Annotated in this window: 23 protein-coding genes; 6 read left to right on the forward strand and 17 right to left on the reverse strand. The window is 72.5% G+C overall.

The window, feature by feature from the left end; all coding sequences use genetic code 11:
* Positions 1–81: 81 nt before the first annotated feature.
* The 5 genes from resB to CXR44_RS14055 all read right to left on the reverse strand — a co-directional run bounded on the left by resB (position 82) and on the right by CXR44_RS14055 (position 4,799).
* Positions 82–1,641 (reverse strand): cytochrome c biogenesis protein ResB, encoded by a 1,560-nt coding sequence (resB, locus tag CXR44_RS14035; protein ID WP_101786379.1) that lies wholly within the window; start codon positions 1,639–1,641, stop codon positions 82–84.
* A gap of 13 nt (positions 1,642–1,654) precedes the next feature.
* The gene (locus CXR44_RS14040) at positions 1,655–2,377 is read right to left on the reverse strand and encodes a cytochrome c biogenesis CcdA family protein (RefSeq protein WP_101786381.1); all 723 of its coding nucleotides are present in this window, start codon (positions 2,375–2,377) and stop codon (positions 1,655–1,657) included.
* Positions 2,370–2,939, reverse strand: coding sequence for a TlpA family protein disulfide reductase (locus CXR44_RS14045; protein WP_101786383.1), 570 nt, complete (start codon positions 2,937–2,939; stop codon positions 2,370–2,372). Before CXR44_RS14045 ends, CXR44_RS14040 begins: the two co-directional genes overlap by 8 nt.
* A 203-nt stretch (positions 2,940–3,142) precedes the next feature.
* The gene (locus tag CXR44_RS14050) at positions 3,143–3,784 is read right to left on the reverse strand and encodes a histidine phosphatase family protein (RefSeq protein ID WP_101786385.1); all 642 of its coding nucleotides are present in this window, start codon (positions 3,782–3,784) and stop codon (positions 3,143–3,145) included.
* Between the two features lie 94 nt (positions 3,785–3,878).
* Positions 3,879–4,799: a LysR family transcriptional regulator gene (locus CXR44_RS14055; RefSeq protein WP_101786387.1), complete on the reverse strand. Its 921-nt coding sequence runs from the start codon at positions 4,797–4,799 to the stop codon at positions 3,879–3,881.
* A gap of 191 nt (positions 4,800–4,990) precedes the next feature.
* On the opposite strand from CXR44_RS14055, the gene CXR44_RS14060 reads away from it, so the two are divergent.
* On the forward strand, positions 4,991–5,863 hold the full coding sequence (locus CXR44_RS14060; RefSeq protein WP_101786391.1) for an EamA family transporter: 873 nt from the start codon (positions 4,991–4,993) through the stop codon (positions 5,861–5,863).
* 187 nt (positions 5,864–6,050) lie between these two features.
* On the opposite strand, the gene hemL is transcribed toward CXR44_RS14060, so the two are convergent.
* Positions 6,051–7,340, reverse strand: a complete 1,290-nt coding sequence (hemL, locus tag CXR44_RS14065) for a glutamate-1-semialdehyde 2,1-aminomutase (protein WP_101786393.1) — start codon at positions 7,338–7,340, stop codon at positions 6,051–6,053.
* 133 nt (positions 7,341–7,473) lie between these two features.
* Here hemL and CXR44_RS14070 point away from each other — a divergent pair, with 133 nt between their 5' ends.
* Positions 7,474–8,349, forward strand: coding sequence for a CPBP family intramembrane glutamic endopeptidase (locus CXR44_RS14070; RefSeq protein WP_219601789.1), 876 nt, complete (start codon positions 7,474–7,476; stop codon positions 8,347–8,349).
* Between the two features lie 24 nt (positions 8,350–8,373).
* Here CXR44_RS14070 and CXR44_RS14075 read toward each other — a convergent pair whose 3' ends face one another.
* The 6 genes from CXR44_RS14075 to CXR44_RS14100 all read right to left on the reverse strand — a co-directional run bounded on the left by CXR44_RS14075 (position 8,374) and on the right by CXR44_RS14100 (position 14,759).
* The gene (locus tag CXR44_RS14075; protein ID WP_101786395.1) at positions 8,374–9,003 is read right to left on the reverse strand and encodes a bifunctional DNA primase/polymerase; all 630 of its coding nucleotides are present in this window, start codon (positions 9,001–9,003) and stop codon (positions 8,374–8,376) included.
* 387 nt (positions 9,004–9,390) lie between these two features.
* On the reverse strand, positions 9,391–10,374 hold the full coding sequence (gene hemB / locus CXR44_RS14080) for a porphobilinogen synthase (RefSeq protein ID WP_101786397.1): 984 nt from the start codon (positions 10,372–10,374) through the stop codon (positions 9,391–9,393).
* Positions 10,371–11,915, reverse strand: coding sequence for a bifunctional uroporphyrinogen-III C-methyltransferase/uroporphyrinogen-III synthase (locus CXR44_RS14085; protein ID WP_219601790.1), 1,545 nt, complete (start codon positions 11,913–11,915; stop codon positions 10,371–10,373). The genes hemB and CXR44_RS14085 overlap by 4 nt, the downstream gene beginning before the upstream one ends.
* Entirely contained in the window at positions 11,912–12,784 is an 873-nt protein-coding gene (gene hemC, locus CXR44_RS14090) for a hydroxymethylbilane synthase (RefSeq protein ID WP_219601812.1), read from the reverse strand. Before hemC ends, CXR44_RS14085 begins: the two co-directional genes overlap by 4 nt.
* A 29-nt stretch (positions 12,785–12,813) precedes the next feature.
* Positions 12,814–14,070: a glutamyl-tRNA reductase gene (locus tag CXR44_RS14095; RefSeq protein WP_101786404.1), complete on the reverse strand. Its 1,257-nt coding sequence runs from the start codon at positions 14,068–14,070 to the stop codon at positions 12,814–12,816.
* Positions 14,067–14,759 (reverse strand): redox-sensing transcriptional repressor Rex, encoded by a 693-nt coding sequence (locus CXR44_RS14100; protein WP_101786406.1) that lies wholly within the window; start codon positions 14,757–14,759, stop codon positions 14,067–14,069. Before CXR44_RS14100 ends, CXR44_RS14095 begins: the two co-directional genes overlap by 4 nt.
* Positions 14,760–14,858: 99 nt before the next feature.
* Between CXR44_RS14100 and CXR44_RS14105 the strand changes: the two genes are divergently transcribed.
* A complete protein-coding gene (locus CXR44_RS14105; protein ID WP_101786408.1) occupies positions 14,859–15,092 on the forward strand; it encodes a glutaredoxin family protein in 234 nt (77 codons plus the stop codon).
* 24 nt (positions 15,093–15,116) lie between these two features.
* Here the strand turns inward: CXR44_RS14105 and CXR44_RS14110 are convergent, their stop codons facing one another.
* The gene (locus CXR44_RS14110) at positions 15,117–16,772 is read right to left on the reverse strand and encodes an antibiotic biosynthesis monooxygenase (RefSeq protein ID WP_101786410.1); all 1,656 of its coding nucleotides are present in this window, start codon (positions 16,770–16,772) and stop codon (positions 15,117–15,119) included.
* 179 nt (positions 16,773–16,951) lie between these two features.
* Here CXR44_RS14110 and CXR44_RS14115 point away from each other — a divergent pair, with 179 nt between their 5' ends.
* The 3 genes from CXR44_RS14115 to CXR44_RS14125 all read left to right on the forward strand — a co-directional run bounded on the left by CXR44_RS14115 (position 16,952) and on the right by CXR44_RS14125 (position 18,903).
* Positions 16,952–17,602, forward strand: a complete 651-nt coding sequence (locus CXR44_RS14115; RefSeq protein WP_101786412.1) for a sigma-70 family RNA polymerase sigma factor — start codon at positions 16,952–16,954, stop codon at positions 17,600–17,602.
* Positions 17,603–17,672: 70 nt separating this feature from the next.
* Positions 17,673–17,897: a hypothetical protein gene (locus CXR44_RS39420; protein ID WP_180903395.1), complete on the forward strand. Its 225-nt coding sequence runs from the start codon at positions 17,673–17,675 to the stop codon at positions 17,895–17,897.
* 130 nt (positions 17,898–18,027) lie between these two features.
* A complete protein-coding gene (locus CXR44_RS14125) occupies positions 18,028–18,903 on the forward strand; it encodes an HAD family hydrolase (protein ID WP_101786414.1) in 876 nt (291 codons plus the stop codon).
* 4 nt (positions 18,904–18,907) lie between these two features.
* Here the strand turns inward: CXR44_RS14125 and CXR44_RS14130 are convergent, their stop codons facing one another.
* The 4 genes from CXR44_RS14130 to CXR44_RS14145 all read right to left on the reverse strand — a co-directional run bounded on the left by CXR44_RS14130 (position 18,908) and on the right by CXR44_RS14145 (position 22,256).
* Positions 18,908–19,741, reverse strand: coding sequence for a hypothetical protein (locus CXR44_RS14130; protein WP_101786416.1), 834 nt, complete (start codon positions 19,739–19,741; stop codon positions 18,908–18,910).
* 76 nt (positions 19,742–19,817) lie between these two features.
* Positions 19,818–20,807, reverse strand: coding sequence for an LCP family protein (locus CXR44_RS14135; protein ID WP_101786418.1), 990 nt, complete (start codon positions 20,805–20,807; stop codon positions 19,818–19,820).
* A 2-nt stretch (positions 20,808–20,809) separates the two neighbouring features.
* Positions 20,810–21,391, reverse strand: coding sequence for an RNA polymerase sigma factor (locus tag CXR44_RS14140; RefSeq protein ID WP_101786420.1), 582 nt, complete (start codon positions 21,389–21,391; stop codon positions 20,810–20,812).
* A 70-nt stretch (positions 21,392–21,461) separates the two neighbouring features.
* Positions 21,462–22,256, reverse strand: coding sequence for an SDR family NAD(P)-dependent oxidoreductase (locus CXR44_RS14145; RefSeq protein WP_101786422.1), 795 nt, complete (start codon positions 22,254–22,256; stop codon positions 21,462–21,464).
* Between the last annotated feature and the right edge of the window lie 4 nt (positions 22,257–22,260).

Raw genomic sequence — 22,260 nt, forward strand, 5'->3', positions numbered from 1 at the left:
TCCAGCGCGAAGCCGATCATGGCCAGAAGGTAGAGCAGGACGGCGGCGAGGATGAACAGGTCGCTCACCTCGGCCAGTTGCTCAGCGGGCATCCTTGTCTCCTGCTGATAGAGCCTTCACGATGTCGGCGAACTCCTCGGTGAAGCCCGCCGCCGAGCCCTCGGTCCGGGTGAGGCCGCCGACCTCGACGACGCCGTCCCTGACCCGCACCCACACCCGGCGACGGCGGATCATCAGCGACAGCGCGATCGAGACGGTGGCGACCGCGGCGGCCACGAGGGCGGGCAGCCGCCCCGGGTCGTAGGCGATCTGGAGCGTCATCCACTCCTTGACCCCGGTGAACTCCAGTTTGCCCGCGCCGTCCGGCAGGTCGAGCGACTGTCCCACGGCCAGCGGCCTGGGCACCGACGTGCCCATGACCAGCGGCTTCAGTTTCTTCATCAGCTCCGGCGGCGCCAGCTCGTACACCGACTGCGGCCGCCCGGAGCGCACGCCGAGATCGCCGGAGAACGCCCCGACGACCTGCACCTCCGGCTGGAGCGCGCCCGGGAAGGCGGAGGCGTGACCGCCCCCCTCCAGCGCGACGCTCGTCGGCAGGAACCTCAGCAGGAAGCCGAGCTGCTCGGGCCGGGCGTCGGGCGCCTTGACGACGCACCCCGAGGTCATCGACGGCTTGTCCTCGATGAGGCACGGCACGGGCCCCTCGAAGGCCACCTGCCCCTTGCCGTCGGTGATCCTGAACTCGGGGGCGTAGCCGTGGCCGATGAGGTAGGTCTGGGTGCCGTTGATCTCCAGCGGCTCGTTGACCTTGAGCTCGTAGGGGCGTTCGGGCGCGCCGGGGGCGTCGCTGACCTTGAGGAAGGCGGAGTAGTCGAGCTCCTGCCCGCGCTTGTCGCCCTCGACCTGGTAGGTGGTCTCGAAGCGGTCGAGCTGGAAGGAGAACGGCTCCAGCGACTCGGCGGAGACCTGGTTGCCCGGCAGGTAGCGGTCGTAGGCGGCGACAGTGTTGGCGAACCCGTCGCCCTCGACGACCAGGACGTTGCCGCGGTAGCCGTACAGGGAGCCGAAGCCGACGGCGATCAGCAGGCCGAGCAGCGCGATGTGGAAGAGCAGGTTGCCGGTCTCGCGCAGGTAGCCCTTCTCGGCCGCCACCCAGCCGTCGCCCGTGTCGACGCGGAAGCGCCGCGCGCGCAGCCGCGCGGCGGCCGCCTCGGCCGTCAGGTCGCCGGCGAAGGAGGAGAAGTGCGGCAGCCGCGACAGGTTGCGCGGCGCGGCTGGCGGGCGCCGGCGCAGCTCGCGCAGGTAGGTGGCGGTGCGCGGGACGATGCAGCCGATCAGCGACGTGAACAGCAGCAGGTAGATCGCGGCGAACCAGACCGAGCTGAAGACGTCGAAGAGCTGGAAACGGTCGTACCACTCGGCCAGCGTGGGGTTCTGCTGGTAGAGCTGGGCGACCTTCTCCGGCTCGACGCCGCGCTGCGGCACCAGCGACCCCGGCACGGAGGCCAGCGCGAACAGGAAGAGCAGGATGATCGCCGTCTTCATCGAGGTGAGGGTGCGCCAGCCCCACCGCAGCCAGCCCACCGGGCCGAGCCCGGCCGGCCTGGGAGCCTCCTGCTTGCGCAGTTCGTCCACCGTCATGAGGTCACCGCCATCAGAGCACCGGCCTGAACCCGGCGACGAGCCCCTGCATGGACGCGATCATCTCTCCCCACAGGCCGGTCACGAGCAGGACGCCCACCACCACCATCATGCCGCCGCCGATCCGGGTGATCAGCCGCGAGTGCCGCCGGATGGCCTGGAACGTGCGCAGCGCCCTGCTGTAGGCCAGCGCCGCGACGACGAACGGCACCCCGAGCCCCAGCGCGTACGCCACGGCGAGCAGCGCGCCCCGTGACGCGCTGCCCTCGTTGAGCCCGAGCGCCAGCACGACGGCGAGCGTCGGCCCGATGCACGGCGTCCAGCCGAGCCCGAACACCACGCCGAGCAGCGGCGCCCCCGCCAGGCCGGCCGAGGGGAGCCGGTGGATGCGCACGTCGCGCATCAGGCCGGGCAGCACGCCGAGGAAGGCCAGCCCGAGCAGGATCGTCAGCACGCCGATCAGCCGCGTGATGACGTCGGCGTAGCCCAGCATGGCCGCCCCGAGCCCGCCGAACAACGCCCCGCTGAGCACGAACACCACCGCGAACCCGGCCACGAACAGCACGGTGCCGAGCACCAGCCGCCCCTTGCGCGGGTCGGCGCTCATCCCGGTCACGTACGACAGGTAGCCCGGCACCAGCGGGAGCACGCACGGCGACAGGAACGACACCAGGCCCGCGAGGACCGCGATGGGCACGGCCAGCAGCAGCGACCCGGAGGCGACGACGTCACTCATCGCGCACCTTGGTGACCGTGTTCATCAGGTCGGTGTAGCGGACAGCGCCGAGCGCCCTGGCCGCAATCCGGCCCTGCTCGTCGATGATGAGCGTGGACGGGATGGCCGCGGGCGGCACCGTGCCCTGGAAGGCGAGCGCGACCTTGCCCGGCTGGTCGAAGATGCTCGGGTAGCCGGTCTGCTCGGTGCGCTCGAACGCCAGCGCGTCGGCCTTGCGGTCCTTGAAGTCGACGCCCAGGAACTCCACGCCGCCGCCCTTGGTCTTGGCGGCGACCTCCTTGAGCACCGGGGCCTCGGCCCGGCACGGCCCGCACCAGGACGCCCAGAAGTTCAGCACCACGACCTTGCCCTTGTGCGCGGCCAGCGAGGCGGTGCCGCCTTCGAGGGTCTGTCCTTCCACGGCGGGGGCGGGCTTGCGGTCGGCCGCGGCGAACAGCTGCATGGTGCCGTCGCCCGCGACGAAGCGCGTGTCGCCCGCCTTGGGCTGCCCGGTCTGGCCGCTGCCCGCGCAGCCGGCCGCCAGCAGGGCCAGGAGGGTGAGGGAGACGAGCTTCGCGCGCACGGGGAAGATCTCCTTGTACTACAAGCGGTAGAGCTCTCAACTCTACCGGCGTGGCGGGCCGCCCCGGTCGCTGGGGCGTCGGCGGGAGCACGGGCCCGGGAGCACGGGCCGGGCTCTCGGGCGCCGGACTCTCGGGCCGGGCTCTCGGGCCGGGACCGTCGGCGGGGATCGTCGGCCGGCGTCCGGTCACGGACGGGCCCGGGTCAGGCCCCGGGAATCGTCGGGCCCTTGACGAGCGATCCGGCCGGCTCGCTGTAGCCGACGCTGACGAGCCGGTCGCCCTCGAACGTGAACGTGGTGAGGCTGGCCAGCCCGCACTGCCGGCGCCGCGGATCGTGCCAGAGCCGGCGCCGGCCCTCGGCGGCCATCCGGATCGCCCAGATGGGGAGCTGGTGGCTGACCAGGACCGCCTCGTGGCCGCGCGCCGCGCGCCGGGCGGCGTCGACGACGGAGCGCATCCGCTGGATGATCGAGGGGTAGGGCTCGCCCCACGACGGGCGCATCGGGTTCCAGAAGTAGCGGTAGTTGCGCGGGTCGCGCAGCACCCCGAGGCCCTGGCCGATCATGCGGCCTTCGAGCAGGTTGCCCGCCTCGATCAGGCGGTCGTCGAGGGTGACCTCCAGGCCGAACGTGGCGGCCAGCGGCGCCACGGTCTCCTGGGCGCGTTCGAGCGGCGAGCTGTAGAGGGCGACGACGTCACGGGCGGCGACCGACTTGGCCACGAGCTCGGCCATCTGCCGGCCCGTGTCGGACAGGTGGTAGCCGGGCAGCCTGCCGTAGAGGATCCCCTCGGGGTTGTGCACCTCACCGTGCCGCATCAGGTGAACGACGGTGGTTTCAGCCATGGTGCGCCACAGCCTATCCGCCCGCGGCCGGAAGGCGGCATCAGGGCGCGGCGATCAGAGGCGGGGAGCGGCTCCGGGCGCTGGAGGTCGGGGATCAGTCGACCGCCCAGGAGTTCTCGTGGCTGCGGCTGGCCTGGGTGAGCGCCTCGACGGCGGCCCTGATCGCCGGGCGGCGGGCGGCGTCGGTGCGCCAGATCGCGCTGATCCGGCGCGTCTGCCGCGGGCGCAGCGGGACGATGCTCACCCCCGCGGGCACGAGGTCCCTGCCGAGCCTGGGGATGATGGCGCAGCCGATGCCGGCGGCGACGAGCGCCATCTGGGTCGGGTACTCGTCGGCCATGCAGGAGATCTCCGGCTCCAGGTCGGCGCTGCGCAGGGTGAAGACCAGCCAGTCGTGGCAGACGGTGCCGGGCGAGGAGCTGATCCACTGCTCCCCGCTCAGCGACGACAGCTCGGCCTCCTTGTGGCCGGCCAGCGGGTGGTCGGCGGGCACCACCACGTCGGCGATGTCGTCGAGCAGGGTGGCCTTGGACAGCCCGTCGGGCAGGGCCATGGGGCGGTTCATCCAGTCCTGGACGATGCCGAGGTCGAGCTCGCCGCGCGACACCTCGCGCACCACGCGCTCCGGCTCGCGCTCGTGCAGCAGGACCTGCAGGTCGGGGTGGCGCCGCCGCATGCTGGTCAGCGCGAGGGGCATCAGCCCGCGCACGGCCGTGGGGAACGCCCCCATGTGCAACCGGCCCACGACCTCGCCGCGCAGCGCCTCGAAGTCGGCCTCGGCGGTCTCGACCAGGGCGAGGATCCGCTCGGCGTGCTCGGCGAGCAGCCCGGCCGCGTCGGTGAGCCGCACGCCGCGGCCGTTGCGCTCCATCAGCCGGGCGCCGGTCTCGCGTTCCAGCTTGGCGATCTGCTGGGAGACGGCCGAGGGAGTGACCATGAGAGCGTCGGCGGCGGCGCCGACGGAGCCGTAGACGTGCACCGCGTGAAGAGCCTTGAGCCGGTTCAGGTCCAACATGTAAGCCAGCCTAAAGGGTTTAGCGTAGAAAGTCTCGCTTGTCCTTCAATCTGTAGCGAACGAAAATATATGCATGCGAATCCTCAAGACGAAGAAGCACGAGTCCACGTCCGTCTCCTACCTCAAGGTCCTCGCCGAGCAGGCCCGGGAGCAGCGCATCCGCTACCAGAAGCCGCACGCCGCGTGACACGGTGACGCCACGTCACCTGGCCCTCGCGATCGGCCTCGCGGCCGTCTGGGGCTTCAACTTCGTGGTCATGCAGGTGGGCCTGCGCCACTTCCCGCCCCTGCTGTACGCGGGGCTGCGGTTCGCCATGGCCGCCTTCCCGGCCCTGCTGTTCGCGGGCCGGCCGGGAGTGCCGTGGCGCTGGGTGGCCGGGGTGGCCGCGACGATCGGGGTCGGGCAGTTCGGCCTGCTGCTGATGGGCATGCGGGCCGGTATGCCCGCCGGTCTCACCTCACTGGTCCTGCAGGTGCAGGCCCTGTTCACCGTGCTGTTCGCGGTGACCCTGCTCGGTGAACGGCTCACCGCCCGGCGCGTCGCCGGGCTGGGCTTCGCCTTCACCGGGCTGGCGCTCGTCGCCGTCGACTTCGGCCTGGCGGGACCGGCCGGCGCCTTCGCCCTCTGCGTGGCCGCCGCCGCCGCGTGGGGGCTCGGCAACGTGGTCCAGCGCCGCGCGGCGCCGCCCGACTCACTGCGGTTCATGGTGTGGGTGAGCGCCCTGTCGGCGCCACCCCTCCTCGCCCTCTCCCTGCTCGTGGAGGGTGCCCCCAGCCTGGCCGCGCCCGCCGAGGGCTGGCTGTCGCTCGGCTACGTGGCGTTCGTCTCCACGCTGGGCGGGTTCGGGGTGTGGGGGTGGCTGCTGCGTCGCTACGACGCGTCCACCGTCGCCCCGTACACGCTGCTCGTGCCCGTCTTCGGCATGTCCTCCGCCGCCCTCGTCACGGGCGAGCCGATCTCCTGGGTCAAACTCGTGGCGGGCGCGCTCATCGTCTGCGGTGTCCTGTACGCGGGCACCCGCCGGGCGCCCGTCCCGGCCGAGCCCGCGCCCGCCGCACGCTGACTCCCAGGGCCGCCGCGCCGAGCAGGCCATGACCCCTCGCGCAGCCGATCCCCTCGCGCAGCCGATCCCCTCGCGCAGCCGATCCCCTCGTGCAGCCGATCCCCTCGTGCAGCCGATCCCCTCGTGCAGCCGAGATGCCGGTCGCGCATGACGCCGGGCCGCTCGGGCGCCGGCCGGGCGGCGAACGTCAGCGCGTCGCGGCGGCCGCCTTGGCGGCGGCGGGCAGGGCGTCGGCCACCCGGTTGAGCGCCTCGTCGTCGTGCGACGCCGACAGGAACCACGCCTCGTAGGCCGACGGCGGCAGGTAGACGCCCTGGTCGAGCATGCTGTGGAAGAACGCGGTGAACGCCGCCGTGTCCTGGCTCCGGGCCCCGGCGAAGTCCCGGACCTCCTCGTCCGTGAAGAAGATCGAGAACAGGTTGCCCGCCCGCTGCAGCCGGTGCGGCACCCCCGCCGCCGCCAGGGCGTCGGAAGCGGCCTGCCCCACCGCCAGCGCCGCCGCGTCCACCTTGGCGTAGGCGTCGGCGTCGAGCGCGCGCAACGTGGCCAGGCCCGCCGCGCACGCCAGCGGGTTGCCCGACAGCGTGCCCGCCTGGTAGACGGGGCCCTCCGGCGCGAGCCGCGCCATCACCTCGGCCCGCCCGCCGAACGCCGCCGCCGGCAGCCCGCCTCCCATGACCTTGCCGAACGTCATCAGGTCGGCGTCCACTGGGTCCAGGCCGTACCAGCCGGACCGCGACACGCGGAAGCCCGTCAGCACCTCGTCCACGATGAGCAGCGCGCCGTTGGCCGTGCACAGCTCGCGCAGCCGGGTGTTGAAGCCGTCGCGCGGCGGCACCACGCCCATGTTGGCCGGGCACGCCTCGGTGATCACGCAGGCGATCTCGGCCGCCGCGAAGGCCGCCTCGACCGCCGCGACGTCGTTGTACGGCAGGACGATCGTGTCGGCCGCCGACGCCCCGGTCACGCCGGGCGTGTCAGGCAGCCCGAAGGTCACCACGCCCGACCCCGCGGAGGCCAGCAGCGCGTCGACATGGCCGTGGTAGCAGCCGGCGAACTTGATCACCTTGGACCGGCCGGTGAAGCCGCGGGCCAGCCGCACCGCGCTCATCGTCGCCTCGGTGCCGGAGCTGACCAGGCGCACCCGCTCCACCGGCGCGACCCGGGCGGCGATCTCCTCGGCCAGCTCCACCTCGCCCGGCGTGGCCGTCCCGTAGCCGAACCCGCGGGAGACGGCTTCGGAGACCGCCTCGACGACGGCGGGGTGGCGATGCCCCAGGATCATCGGCCCCCAGGAGCAGACGAGGTCGACATAGCGGTTGCCGTCGACGTCGGTGATGTAGGGCCCGTCGCCGGAGGCCATGAAGCGGGGCGTGCCGCCGACCGCGCCGAACGCGCGGACCGGCGAGTTGACGCCTCCCGGCACGAGGGCGCGGGCGCGGGCGAACAGGTCCTCGGACTTCTGTGTACGGCTCACGCGCTCCAGGTTAGCCGCGCCCCACGCCGGCCGACCGCGAGGCCCGGGCCGCCGCCGTACATCGAAAGTCGGCCCCCGGGAATCGGACCCCGGGAGGACGACAGACGCCCCCGCGCTTCGGGACCATCAGCCCATGGCACCTCCCGCGTCCCCCACCGTCCCCGCGACCCCGCCCCGGCAGGCCTTCACGGGCATGGGCCTGGCCGTCTTCGTCGCCGCCTACGCCTGGCTCGTGGCGACGGGCACCACCTCGATCACCGGGTCGGCCGACCCCGGCGCCTCGGGCATGTCCCTGTGGGCGGCCCTCCTGCCCCCGCTGGCGGCGACGGCGCTGGCCCGGCTGGTGCCGCCCCGGGTGGAGCCGCCCCAGCCGCTGGCCGCCCTGCCCGTGGCCCGGCTGCGCCGCGAGGCGTCGGTCCTGGTGGCGGCGGCCCTGGCGATGGCCTGCCTGGCCCCGTTCGCGTCCCGCGCCGGCCTGCTCTACCCGGCAGCCAAGATCGTCGTCCTGCTGGCCGTTCCCCTCGTCGCCTTCCGCCTGCTGCGCGGCGACGGGCCTGTCGCCAGGGCGATCCCGGCTCCGGTCACCTGGCTCGCCCCGTTGCCGGCGGTCGTCGCCTGGTTCCTGCTCTCCCAGGTGGGCCCGCTCGCCGTGCCCCTGACCCAGGAGCTGCCCGACCCCGTCGTCCTCGTCATCGGCTCGCTGATCACCCTGCTGACGGCGAGCGTGCTGGAGGAGGTGTTCTACCGCGGCTGGCTGCAGACGCGCCTGGAGGCGCTGTACGGCAGGTGGCCGGCGGTCCTGGGCTCGTCGCTGCTGTTCGCCCTCATGCACACCTCCCACGTCCGCCCCGACGCGCTGCTGCCGGGGCTGGCGGGCATCGTGGCCTTCCAGGGCGTCTTCGGCCTCATGCTGGGCTACCTGTGGTCCCGCTACCGCAACATCTGGGCGATCATCCTGATCCACGTGATCAGCAATCTCGTCCTCGTCCCCCTCCTCCTCGGCGGCTGACGCCCCGCCCACCGCGCCGATCGGCTAGTCGGTGAGGCGTTCGAGGATGCGCAGCGGGTCGGGAAGCGGACGGCCGTCGGGGGCGCGGAGCCACGAGACGGGCTGGCCGGTCGGGAGCGTGGACGGCGGGGCGAGGACGTAGCTGTCGCGGCAGTGCCAGCGCAGCCCCGGGGTGTCGTCGATGGTGGCCGGGTCGCAGTCGAGGTGGCACGACCACCACTCGTCCTCGTCCTCCGGGTTGCCGCGGGTCGCCACATAGAACAAGACCCGGTCACCGTTGGCGGCGACCGGGCCGGAGTGGACTCCCTCGGCGTCGAGGCGGGACAGGGCCGTGAGACCCGTGGCCAGAGGTACGTCGAACACGTCGAACACCTTGCCGGTGGGCAGGATCACGTTCGCCTCGGGCTCCAGCTGCCACCAGCGCGCCAGCAGGGTGGCGTCGGTCGTGGCCTGCAGGTGCCAGGCGGGCGAGATCGGGTGCGCCCCCGGGTCCGGACACCCGAGCCGGTCGCACGAACACGCCCGCGATCCGCGCCGCAGCGGGAAGGCGCCCGGCACCGCCGGCCACCCCAGGGCGGCGTAGCCCAGGACGGAGTCGATCCGGGACGGCCGGGATCGTTTTCTGGTACGCCGAGCGAGTGGTGCCCCCACCATGGTGTCTCCCGTCGATTCGTGCCTTGAAGGTTCCCGGCTCCTGGCCATGGGCTCACGCGGGACACACCAGCACTAGTCGTCACAGTTTATCGCACACGTCCCATGACCCGACGGGAATCCCCACGTTGGAGCCCCTGCGCTCTCCACAGGGCCCGCCCCGCCCAGCCCCGCGCCACGAAAACCCGGCAGCCGACGGCGTGGCGCGCCAGGCCCCGGACCCCCGCTCCGTGGGCCCGTACGTGCTGCCGTCCGTGGCGGCGGGGGCACGCCCTGCGCGAACGTCGGGCCGGCACCGCCGCGCCCGGAGGCGTTCCCGTACGGCGTCGGAGCGGCATGGCGTGACGTACCCCGTCCGGCGGGACGGGGTACGGAGGTGTGGCGGCAGGGTCAGAGGCGGCGAGCCACCTCGGTGGCCCAGTACGTGAGGATGAGATCGGCGCCGGCGCGACGGATCGACACCAGCGACTCCATGATCATCCGATCCCGGTCGATCCACCCGTTCGCCGCGGCCGCCTCGATCATCGCGTATTCCCCGCTGACCTGGTAGGCCGCCACCGGCACGTCCACCTCGTCGCGGAAGCGCCTGATCACGTCGAGGTAGGCCAGGGCCGGCTTGACCATGACGGCGTCGGCGCCTTCGGCCAGGTCCAGGCGGACCTCGCGCAGCGCCTCCTCCAGCGGCCCGGCCGGGTCCTGCTGGTGGGTGCTCCGGTCGCCGAACTGCGGCGCGCACTCGGCGGCGTCGCGGAACGGGCCGTAGAAGCTGGAGGCGTACTTGGCGGAGTAGGCGAGGATCGGCACCTGCGCGAAGCCGTCGGCGTCGAGCGCGGCGCGGATGGCCGCGACCTGGCCGTCCATCATCCCGCTCGGCGCGACCATCTGGGACCCGGCGCGGGCCTGGGCCACGGCGATGGCGGCGTAGCGTTCGAGCGTGGCGTCGTTGTCGACGTCGCCGGTCTCGGTGAGGATGCCGCAGTGGCCGTGGTCGGTGAACTCGTCCAGGCAGGTGTCGGCCATGACCACCAGGGCGTCGCCCACCTCGGCGGTCACCTCGCGCAGCGCCACCTGCAGGATGCCGTCGGGGTCGTCGCCGGCCGAGCCGCGGCCGTCCTTGACCGCCGGGATGCCGAAGAGGATGACTCCGCCCACTCCGGCCGAGGCGGCCTCGTGCACGGCCTTGCGCAGCGAGTCGCGGGTGTGCTGGAAGACGCCGGGCATCGAGGCGACCGGCGCCGGCTCCTGGATGCCCTCCTTGACGAACAGCGGCAGGATCAGGTCGGCCGGGTGCAGCCGGGTGCCCGCCACCATCCGCCGCAGCGCGGCGGTGCGGCGCAGCCGGCGCGGACGGGCCGTCGGGAACTCGGCACTCACTTGGCTCTCCTCCTGGCTCCTCTGCGGTTCTGCGACGGCCGGCGGGGCGTGTCGCCCGCGGCGAGCGCCGCCTGACGCAGCTTGGCGCCGTACTCGGCGAGCGCCGCGGCGAGCGCGGAGGCCGAGGGCTTGTCGGCCATGACGTCCACGCGCAGCCCGAACTCCTCGGCGGTGCTCGCGGTCTGCGGGCCGATGACGGCGATCACGGTGACGTTGTGCGGCTTGCCGGCGATGCCGACGAGGTTGCGCACGGTCGAGGAGGAGGTGAAGAGCACGGCGTCGAACCCGCCGCCCTTGATCGCCTCCCGGATCGGCGCGGGCGGCGGTGCGGCCCGCACGGTGCGGTAGGCGGTGACGTCGTCGCACTCCCAGCCCAGCTCGGTCAGGCCGGCGACCAGGGTGTCGGTGGAGATGTCGGCGCGCGGCAGCAGCACGCGGTTGATCGGGTCGAGCATCGAGTCGTACGGCGGCCACTCGGCGACCAGTCCCTCCGACGACTGCTCGCCCGACGGCAGCAGGTCGGGCTTGACCCCGAACTCGACCAGCGCCCGCGCGGTGGCGTCGCCCACGGCCGCGACCTTGAGCCCGGCGAAGGCGCGGGCGTCCAGGCCGTACTCCTCGAACTTCTCGCGCACCGCCTTGACGGCGTTGGCGCTGGTGAAGGCCACCCACTCGTAGCGCCCGGTGACCAGGCCCTTGATGGCGCGGTCCATCTGCTGCGGGGTGCGGGGCGGCTCGACCGAGATGGTCGGCACCTCCTCGGGCACCGCGCCGTAGGAGACGAGCTGCTCGGACAGGCTCTTGGACTGCTCCTTGGTACGCGGCACCAGGACCCGCCAGCCGAACAGCGGCTTGGTCTCGAACCACGACAGCGTGTCGCGCCTGCCCACGGCGTCGCCCACGACCATGAGCGCCGGCTCCGTGGCGCCCGCGTGCTTGAGGTCGGCCTGCAGCCGGCCCAGCGAGGAGACGACCGTGTGCTGCTCGGTGGTGGTGCCGCCGCTGGTCACGGCGACGGGCGTGGTGTCGGCCCGGCCTCCGGCGATCAGCGCCTTGCCGATGGCGACGGCGTCGGCGAGACCGTTGTAGACGACGAGGGTGCCGGGACAGGCGGCGTGCGAGGACCAGTCCTGTTCCTGGGCGGCGTCGACGACGCGGAACTCGGGCACGGCCGTCGCCGCCGGGATGCCCGCGTAGGTGAGCACGGCGGTCGCGGGCGGCACGCCGGGCACGATCTCGAAGTCCACCTCGGCCGCGGCGCAGGCCGCGACCTCCTCGGTGATCGAGGAGAACAGCATCGGGTCGCCCTCGCACACGCGCACGACGAAACGGCCCGCCTCGGCGTGCTTGACGAGGTCGGCCGTGGCCACCTCGACGCCTTCGCGGCAGTGCCGCAGCAGCGGACCGTGACGTTCCTCGTCGAGCACGACCACGTCGGCCTTGCCCAGGAGCTCGGCGGCGCGGAGCGTGAGCAGGTTGGGATCACCGGGACCGGCGCCGACGAAAGCGACGGAGCCGGAGGTAGGACTATCGGGGCTCAATGGGAATGCTCCCCCATCAATCTGTCGGCCCCCTCGGAGATCATCTCGGCCGCGAGTGCGTGACCGAGAGCGACAGCCTCCGAAGGAGAGCCGGCGGCGGACTTGCGGACCGCCGCCGAGCCGTCGATGGCGACGACCAGGGCGGTCAGATTGAGAGTCTGCCCGTCATCGAGCGCGAACGCACCCACGGGCGCCGAGCAACCGGCCTCCAGGGCGGACAGGACGACCCGCTCGGCGGTCACCGCGGAGCGGGTGCGGGGGTCGTCGAGCACGGCGAGGAAGTCGACCAGGTCCTCGCGCTCGGCGAGGCATTCCACGGCGAGTGCGCCCTGGCCGGGAGCCGGCATCAGCTGCTCGACCTCGAAGATCTGCGCGATCTCGGCGGTGCGGCCGATGCGGGTCAGACCGGCCGAGGCGAGCACGACGGCGTCGAGCTCGCCCGAGGTCACCTTGCCGATCCGGGTGTCGGCGTTGCCGCGGATCGGGACGTACTCCAGCTCGGGACGCAGGGCGCGGAGCATGGCGACCCGGCGCGGCGAGCCGGTGCCCACCCTGGCGCCGTCGGGCAACTCGGCGAACGGCACCCGGCCGACCAGCGCGTCACGGTGGTCGTGCCTGGCGGGCAGGGCGGCCAGCGCGATGCGCGGGTCGGGCTTGGTGGGCAGGTCCTTCAGCGAGTGGACGGCGAAGTCGATCTCGCCTTCCAGCAGCTTGTCGCGCAGCGCGCTCACGAACACGCCCGTGCCGCCGAGCTGTGCCAGGTGGGCCTTGGAGACGTCGCCGAACGTGGTGACGCCGACGAGCTCGATGGCCCGGCCGGTGCGCTCGGTGTAGGAGTCGGCGACCATCTGCGACTGCGTGGTCGCCATCAGGCTGCGCCTGGTCCCCAGTCGCAACGTCACAGCTCCACCTCCCTCACGGCCTCGGGCATCTTCGGATCGAGATCGAACAGCTCGCGCAGGGCCTGCGCGTAATGATCGCCGCCGGGCGACGTGGCGAGCTGCTTGACACGCACGGTCGGCTCGTGGAGGAGCTTGTCGACGACCCGGTGCACGGCCTGGGCGACCTCGTCGCGGGTCTTGTCGTCGAGATGGGGGATGCGCATCAGCAGCCGGCCCAGCTCCGCCTCGACCACGCCGGCGGCCTTGCCGCGCAGCGCGACCACGGTCGGGGTGACCTTGGCGGCCCGCTCGGCGTCGAGGTAGGCGTCGAGCTCTTGGGAGACGAGCTCGCGAACCGACCTGACGGCGTCGCCCTCGCGCGAGCCGATGCCGGACTCCTGGATGGTCTCCAGGTCGACCAGGGTGACGCCGGGAACCTCGCGGACCGCCGGGTCGATGTCGTGCGGGAGCGCGAGGTCCAGCAGGAAGGCCTCGCGGGTCAGCATGTCCGGCGTGATCACGTGACGTCCGGCGCCGACGCAGGTGATGACGATGTCGGCGGCGGCCAGCTCCTCCTGGACGGCGGACAGCTCCACGGCCCGGCCGCCGACCGAGGCGGCCAGCCGCTCGCCGCGCGCGAAGGTGCGGTTGGCCACGACGATGTCGGTCACCCCGGCGCGGGCCAGCGTGGCGGCGGCCAGGGAGCTCATCGAGCCCGCCCCGACCACCAGCGCCCGCCGGCCGGGCAGCTCGCCCGCCAGCGCCAGGCCCGCGCTCACCAGCGAGGCGCCGGCCTTGTCGATGCCGGTGTCGGTCTGGGCGCGCTTGCCGACCCGCAGCGCCTGCTGCACGAGCTCGTTGAGCACGGCGCCGACGGTGCCCTGCTTCTGCGCCAGCTTGAGCGCCCTGCGCACCTGGCCGAGGATCTGGCCCTCGCCGACGACCATCGAGTCGAGGCCGCACACCACCGAGAACAGGTGCTCGACGGCCCGCTCCTCGTAGTGCACGTACAGGTGGGGCCTCAGCTCGTCGGCGGCGACGCCCGTGTGGACGCTCAGCAGGTCGCAGATCGAGGTGAACGCGGCGTGGAACCGGTCGACCGCGGCGTACACCTCGACCCGGTTGCAGGTCGAGACCACCATGGCCTCCGCCACGCAGGCATCCTGCCGCACGTCGTGCAGGAGTTTGACGAGCGCGTCGCCGGTCACCGAGACGCGCTCCAGCATGGCCACCGGTGCTGTCCGGTGGCTGAGTCCGATCGCCAGAACACTCACTGGCTGTCCACGGCCATCAGTGGCCCCCCAGCTTTGCGTTGCTCATGGAACGCAAGGATCTGCAGTTCGATTGATAGGTCGACTTTACGGACATCGACGCCGTCCGGCACTGACAGGACGACAGGAGCGAAGTTGAGGATGCTGGTCACGCCGACCGCCACCACACGGTCGCACACTTCCTGTGCGGCCGCAGCAGGTGTCGCCAGAACCACGATCGATACTCCACGCCGCTTGATGACGGCTTCCAGTTCGTCGATGTGCTCCACATTCAACCCCGCGATGTCGTCGCCCACCACTTCGGGGTCGGCGTCCACCAGCGCGGCCACGCGGAACCCCCGGGAGACGAACCCGCCGTAGTTGGCGAGCGCGCGGCCGAGGTTTCCGACTCCGACGATGGCCACCGCCCAGTCCTGGGTCAAGCCCAGTTCGCGGGAGATCTGGTAGACGAGGTACTCGACGTCGTAGCCGACACCGCGGGTGCCGTAGGAGCCGAGGTGCGACAGGTCCTTGCGGAGCTTGGCGGAGTTGACGCCCGCGGCCATGGCCAGGTCCTCGGAGCTGACGGTGGCGATCGCCCGCTCGGCCATCCCGTGCAGCGCCCGCAGGTACAACGGAAGCCGGGCGACCGTGGCGTCGGGGATGCCGCGGTCGCGAGGTTGGGACGGGCTCTTCACGTGCCGGGGCTCCATGGGAACGGGCGGCCGGGGGCCGCGGGATGGGATCGAACCGCCTTTCAGGTTAATCCCTTTGTGAACCGACGCACAAAGTCAGGCGCTACGGTGGGGGCCATGCACAGCATCACGTTGCTCGGCAGGCAGGGCTGCCACCTCTGCGACGACGCCCGCGAGGTCATCGCCAAAGTCGCGGGAGAGCTGGGCGTGCCGTGGGAGGAGGTCGACATCGACACCTCCCCGGAGCTCCGGGAGAAGTACGGGGAGATGATTCCCGTCACACTTGTCGACGGCGTCCAGCACGACTTCTGGCGCGTGTCGGAGGACCGGCTCCGGGCGGCCCTGACCTGAGGCCGGGCCGGCCGGCGCGACCCCCTAGAACAGCACCGTCGGCAGCGGCACCACCTTGGCGGCGTTGACGTTGAGCTCGATGACGTTGGTGGCCAGCACCATGGCCTGGCGCTCGTTGACGAACCGCTCCACGTGCGGCTGGCGCTGGTGGTCACGATAGGCCACCTCGTCGCGGTAGAGCTCGTAGACGATGCGCTGCAGCGGAGCCGACTTGACGGCATGGCAGGCGTAGATCAGCGTGTCGGGCTCACCCCGCCGGACGGCCTCGACGGTCTGCTCGGCCAGCCGGTCGAACGCCTCGCCCGAGCCGTCCATGATCGTGAAGACGGTGAGCAGGCCGTAGATGCTGGGCGAGGGCCGGCCGCCGCCGGCCTGGGCCTGCTGCTGGGGCTGCTGCGACGGGGAGTGGCCGGGCGGCTGGGCGGGCTGGGCGGCGCGCCCGCCGGCGGCGAACAGGTCGGCGCCCGTGAACAGCGCGCCGGTCGCCGGGCCGTCGTCACCGTAGTCCGGCGGCGAGGCGCCGTAGCCGGTTTCGGAGCCGTAGCCGGTTTCGGCGCCGTGGCCGGACCCGCCGACGTGGCCGGACCCGCCGACGGGACGGGGGCCGAAGCCGGCGCCGTGGCCGGGCGGGTCCGTGCGCGGGCCGTCGTAACCCTGCCGGGAGGCCCCGTAGTCGTCCTGGAGGCCTCCGTGGCGGCCGTTCATGATGTAGCCGGTGGACGGGCCCGCGTCGGGCGGAGCCGCCATCCGGGCGGCGTGGCCGGCGTCCCGGTCGCCCGCCCGGTACTCGGCCACCAGGTCGCCCAGCCCCGACACCCTGCGGGGCGGCTGGAGGCCGGGCGGCTCGGCCGCGGCTGCCGCGACGGGCTGGCCGGCCCGTGCGGCGGCCCGGCGGCCCGGCGGCGCCTGCTCGCCCTGCCGCCCGTCCCGGGAGCCCCCGCGTGAGCCTTCACGTGAGCCTTCACGGGAGCCGGCGTGGCCGTCCGGCTCCTCGTCCTCCTCCTCGTCCTCGTACGGCGCCAGCGGGCGCAGCACGCAGTACCAGATGCCGGCGGCGGACACCACGAACAGCGCCGCCGTGAAGAAGCCGGGCAGCCCGAACCGCATGGCGCCGAGGATGGCCAGCGTGGCCGGGGCGATGACCGCCACGGCGTGCAGGTTGTCGGTGTCGTACTCGTCGCCGGACCGCCACCGCAGGGCCGCCACGACCACGGCCCCCAGCAGGATCACCGCCACGACGACGTGCACCCCGAGGAGCAGCATGTCGGGGATCAGGCCCCAGTGCTGCTTGGCGGCGGGCAGCACCTTGCCCATCTGCTCGGAGATCAGCGGGTCGACGAAGAGGATCACGCCCGCGACGATGGTGATCGCGACGCCGAACAGCCAGGCCGCGAACTTCGGCGGCACCTTCTCGGCCAGCAGCTGGATCAGGCCGACGGCGAGCCACAGCGGGGCCAGCAGCGATCCGGTGACCTGGTAGATCTTGAAGGTGGCGGCTCCGAATCCCATGAGGTGGCCGATGCCGATCACCGCCAGCGCCAGGCACAGCGCGGCCACCGCCACGGTCCAGGCGATCAGCCACCCCTCGATCTCCTCACGCAACCGGTTGGCCAGCGCGCCCGTGGCGACGGCGGCGAGGAGGGCACCGGCGAAGGCGATGACAGCAACGAGGATCTCCATGGTGACTCCAATGCTGCCGGACTATGCCTCCCAGCCGGTAGCCGAAGAGGGAACGGGTCGGTTCAACACCGTATCCGCCACTTACGGCTGTCCATGACTTTGGAGCGTGGATTGTGGAATCCGCAGTTGATTTCTAGAGTGTTCGAGCACGCCGCACCCCTTACCCCCAGGGATACCGGATGCCTGACTCGTGGCCGTTCGCCGGGCTGCTGTCGCCGGCGGCCGCCGGCACCGCCGGCGCCGGCGAGCCCACCGCCCGCGAAATCGCCCGCGAAGAGGTGCCCGACGAGCTCCGCACGCTGGTGTTGCATGCCAAGACCGGCGACGCGGACGCCTTTGGCACGCTCTACGACCGCTACGTGGATCTGGTCTACCGCTACATCTACTACCGGGTGGGCTCCCATCCCCTGGCCGAGGACCTCACCAGCGAGACGTTCCTGCGCGCGCTGCGCCGCATCACCGACTTCACCTGGCAGGGCCGTGACTTCGGCGCCTGGCTGGTGACGATCGCCCGCAACCTGGTGACCGACCACTTCAAGTCGGGGCGCTACCGGCTGGAGGTCACCACCGGCGAGGTGATCGACGTGCCGCTGGAAGGGGCGCACATCCCGGAGAACGCCGTGGTCACGGCGGTCATCAACGACCGGGTGCTGCGTGCCGTACGGGAGCTCAACCCGGAGCAGCAGGAGTGCGTGGTGCTGCGGTTCCTGCACGGGCTGTCGCTCGCGGAGACCGCTCTCGTCATGGGCAAGAAGAGCGGGGCGGTCAAGGCGCTGCAGTTCCGCGCGGTGCGCGCGCTGGGCCGGGCCCTGCAGAACGAGCTGGCGTAACCTCGCCGCCGTCCCGTCGTTAGGCATGTGCCATCACTGGATGTCTTCGCGGGGGCGTCAGGGAGCTGTCATGGGTAGGTCGCGCAGTTCGCGCGAGCACGTGCTGGATCACCTCGCGCAGTTGCGGCGGTCGCCCCTGCGGGGCGGGCCGAGCGACGCCTTCCGCGCGCGGCTGCGCGCGGAGCTGGTGTCCGGCCGCCCGCAGGCCGACCCGTCGCCGCCCGCCCTGCCGCCGCCGGCCGCTCCGCCCCCTCCGGCGGCGCCGTCGGCCGCGCCCCGGCGACTGGTGCCGTGACTGCCGCGGCTCGTCACGTCCGGCCGGCCGGGGCCATGACGGCGTGGGCCCTCACGACCTGCGGGCGGTACGGGCGGCCGCTCCGGCTGCATCGAGGGCCTGGCCGCGCCTCGTGGGTAAGCTGAAGCCCATGTGGCGGCTAATCCGACGACGGCACGAGATCGAGGCGGAGATCGCCGGCGAGGCCGCGGCAGCGGCGGCGGTGACCGCTCCCCCCGCCGAGCCCGACCTCCAGGCGGCGGCCTTCTTCGACGTCGACAACACGATGATGCGCGGCGCGTCGATCTACCACTTCGCGCGCGGGCTCGCCACGCGGGGCATGTTCACCACCTCCGACCTGTTCAAGTTCGCGGTCGGGCAGGCGGTCTTCCGGCTGCGGGGCAACGAGAACCCCGAGCACATCGCGGTGGCCCGCGAGACGGCGCTGGCGTTCGTGGCGGGCGCCAAGGTCGACGACGTCGTACGGCTCGGCGAGGAGATCTACGACGAGGTGATGGCCGACCGCATCTGGGGCGGCACCCGCGCGCTGGCGCAGAGCCACCTGGACGCCGGCCAGCGGGTCTGGCTGGTCACCGCGACGCCCGTGGAGCTGGCCAGGGTGATCGCCCAGCGGCTCGGCCTGACCGGCGCGCTCGGCACGGTGGCCGAGAGCACCGACGGCGTCTACACCGGGCGGCTGGTCGGCGACCTGCTGCACGGGCCGGCCAAGGCCGAGGCGGTGCGGGCGCTCGCCCGCCGCGAGGGCCTCGACCTGACCCGGTGCACCGCCTACAGCGACTCGGCCAACGACCTGCCCATGCTGTCGCTGGTCGGCCAGGCCGTCGCCATCAATCCCGACACCGAGCTGCGCGAGCACGCCAGGAAGCACGACTGGCCGATCAAGGACTTCCGCACCGGCCGCAAGGCGACGCTGACCGCGCTGCCGATCGCGGCCGGGGTGGGCGCGGTGGCGGGCGGTGTGGCCGCGGGCATCGCACTGCGCAAGCACTACCGCGGCCCCCGCTAGCCGGCTAGTACCAGATCCCCGGGATCCGGGCGGGCACGGTGTCCGCGACCTGCTCCTTGTCGATCACGTCTCCTTCCAGCGGCAGGTGCACGGTGGCCTCGCGGCCCCATGCCGAGAAGCGGGTGTCCGACTCCACTCCGAGGGTGGTGTTGGCGTAGGGCAGGACGGCCTTGGCGGTCACCCGCTCGACCAGGCCGGTCGGGCCGAGCCTGAGGGTGTAGGTGACCGTGCCGCGGCGGCCGATGCGGGTGCCGAAGCGCGAGGCGAAGGCGGAGGACACGGCGGCGAGCTTGGTGGCCTTGATGGACCCCTTGACCGCGCCGTCGCGCACGGAGGTGCGGTGGCGCAGGAGCGTCTTGAGCGTGGCGGGGTCCAGCACGTCGAGCAGCAGGTCGCTCGGCGGCAGGTCCGCCCGCCGGTAGCGCACCCAGCCGGCGCCGTTGGACAGGAGGGCCTGGTCGACCAGCGGGCCGGAGACGTAGCTCACACCCCGCGTGGAGATCGCCTGGATGGGCCCCTCCTGCAGCGCCTCGGTCTCCTCGGGCTGCTGCTTCAGCATGCGCCGGAGCATGTCCTCGCTGTAGCGCAGGGTGTGGGTCACGTCGGAGGCGGCCGCGCCCCGCGGGCCGAACCCGATCGTGCCCTCCACCTCGGAGGTGGCGGACAGGCCGCGGGCGTACGTCACCGTGGCCGTGGATCGGAAGTTGACGGCCTTGCCGCGGCCTGACTCGGCCTGGAGCGCGTTGACCGGGTCGGGCTGGGTCGCCGCCTGCGCGGGCACGGCCGTGAGCTGGGCGACGCCCACGGCCACGGCGACACCCACGATGGTTCGCTTCATAAGGTTTCCCTGGGAACGAGGGGGATGACGCGAACAATCTGGTGCATCGAAGATCGGTCGTCAATCCGCTTGCGGACTATCGGAATCGTTCGAACAGCTCGCCGGCTTCAGGCTGCTTCCAGACGACCCTGTTCGGGTCGCGGGGGTCGGGCTTCCACGGCACGGTGATGGACACGAACCCCGCGGGCTGGTCCATGGTCATGGCGAGGGCGGTCATCGTCTCCAGGTCGAAAGCCGGGTCCGTCTTGACGGACCTGGTGGCGGTGGCGAGGAAGCCGCGCAGCCTGCCTGGCTCGTCCAGCAGCGACTGCCCCTTCCTGAGCATCGCCAGCAGGAGAGTCATCTGGCGCTTGATCCGCTGCACGTCCGAGCCGTCGCCGTGGTTGCGCAGCCGCATGTATCCGAGCGCCTTCTCTCCGTCGAGCAGGACCTTGCCTGCGGGGAGCTTCAGCTTGGCCTTCGGATCGTCGATCGGTTTCCTGATCAGGATCTCCACGCCGCCCAGGGCGTCGACCACCTCCTTGAAGGCGGCGAAGTCGAACTCCATCGTGTGGTCGATCCGCACGTCGGTCAGCGTCTCGATGGTCTTGACGGTGCAGGTGAGCCCGCCCTTGTCGAACGCCGAGTTGATCATGTCGCGGCGGGGCGGCGCGGAGCCGCACCGGGGGATCTGGACCATGGAGTCCCTCGGGACGGCGATCGCGGTGATCTGCTTCCGGTCGGCGGGCAGGTGCACGAGCATGATGGTGTCCGAACGGGCGCCCGTGCGGAACCGAGGGGTGCCCGCCTGGCTGTCCGTGCCGACCAGCAGGATGTTCATCGCCCCGGTCACCTTCGGGGGCCGGGCCCCGACAGGGGGCGGCACGGTCTCGTGGCCGCTCAGCACCAAGGTGGGCACGGCCACGGCGATCGCGGTGGCCACCGCCGCGAGGGCCGTCACGAACCAGCCGATCCTGCGGCGGCGGGGCCGCTCGGTGAGCAGGCGGTTGCGCTGGCGGGCCAGCGTCGCCGGAGGCCGGTGCTCCAGCTCCGCGCCGAGGTCGCGCAGCAGTTTCAGGTCATCCATCGTCACGCCTCCTCCTGCAGGGGGTTGGTGTCACCAAGTGCCGCGCGGACCTTCCGCCTGCCCCGGTTGAGGCGGGAGCGCACGGTGCCGACCGGGATGCCGAGCGCCTGGGCGACCTCCACGTAGGTGAGGTCGCCCCAGGCGACGAGTAACAGCACGTCGCGGTCCTTGGCGGGCAGCGCCGCGAGCGCGCCGACCAGTTCCGGGCGGACGGCCTGCGCGCTCACCCCGCTGGCCACCCGCTCGGCCGGGGAGTCGACGTGGCCGTCGACCGGGGCCCGCAACAGTGCCCGGTAGCGGGCCGCCTCGGAGCGGTGGTGGCGGGACAGGAGCTTGGTGAGGATGCCGAACAGCCACGGCCGCGCGTCGGTGTAGGACAGGTCGTAGCTGCGGCGGCGGGAGAAGGCGACCAGGAACGTCTCTCCGACGAGGTCCTCGGCCGGCTCGGGGCCGAGTCGTTTGGAGACGTACCGGTAGAGCATGGCGGAGTAGCGGTCGAACAGCTCGGCGAACGCCTCCGGCTGGGTCCAGGAGGCTCGCACGAGGTCGGCGTCCGGACCCCGGGTGGCGGGTTGTGTGATCATCTCCGCCCTTCTGTGGGGAAGTCGGTCAGCGATGTATCGCCACAACCCGCCGCACGGGTTCGCCGAGGGGCTAGATCTCCTTCAGGAAGCCGCCGTCGACCACCAGTTCCGCTCCGGTCGTGCTGCCGGAACGCGGGGAGACGAGCTGGGCGATGACGTCGGCGATCTCCTGCGGGTGGACCAGGCGGCCGGTGGACAGCTTCATCATCTCGGGCGCCAGGGTCGCGATGACGCTGTCACGGTCGGCGCCCGCCATGCCGGCGATCACGTCGGCCGCGCCGCCGTCCTTGGTCCACCAGTCGGTGAGCACGGGGCCGGGCGAGACGGTGTTCACCCGGATGCCCTGCGGGCCGTACTCCTCCGACAGGGCCTTGCTCACGTGGTTGAGCGCCGCCTTGGCGGCGCCGTAGTCGACGTTCATCGCCGACGGCTGGCGGGCCGAGCCCGAGGAGACGTTGACGATCGCGCCGCCGCCGCGCTCCAGCATCGCCGGTACGGCGGCGCGGACCATCCGGACCACCGAGAACAGGTTGAACTCGAACATCTCCCGCCAGTCGTCGTCGCCCGGGGTCAGGGAGCCGACGCGGGGCAGGGTGACGCCGGGCGGCGGGCCACCCGCGTTGTTGACGAGGATGTCCACGCCGCCGAACTCCTCGACCGCGCGGGCCACGATCCGGGCGGGCGCCTGCGGGTCCATCAGGTCGGCGGCCACGTGGATCACCTTGTCGGGCAGGTCGGCCGTGCGCGTGCGGGAGGTCGCCACGACGTGCGCGCCCTCCTCGAACAGGGTGCGCGCGACGGCCAGGCCGATGCCCTTGGAGGCGCCGGTGACGATGGCGACGCGTCCGGAAAGCTGCAGATCCATGGTG

This window comes from Nonomuraea indica, assembly GCF_002850745.1.
Lineage (GTDB): Bacteria > Actinomycetota > Actinomycetes > Streptosporangiales > Streptosporangiaceae > Nonomuraea > Nonomuraea indica.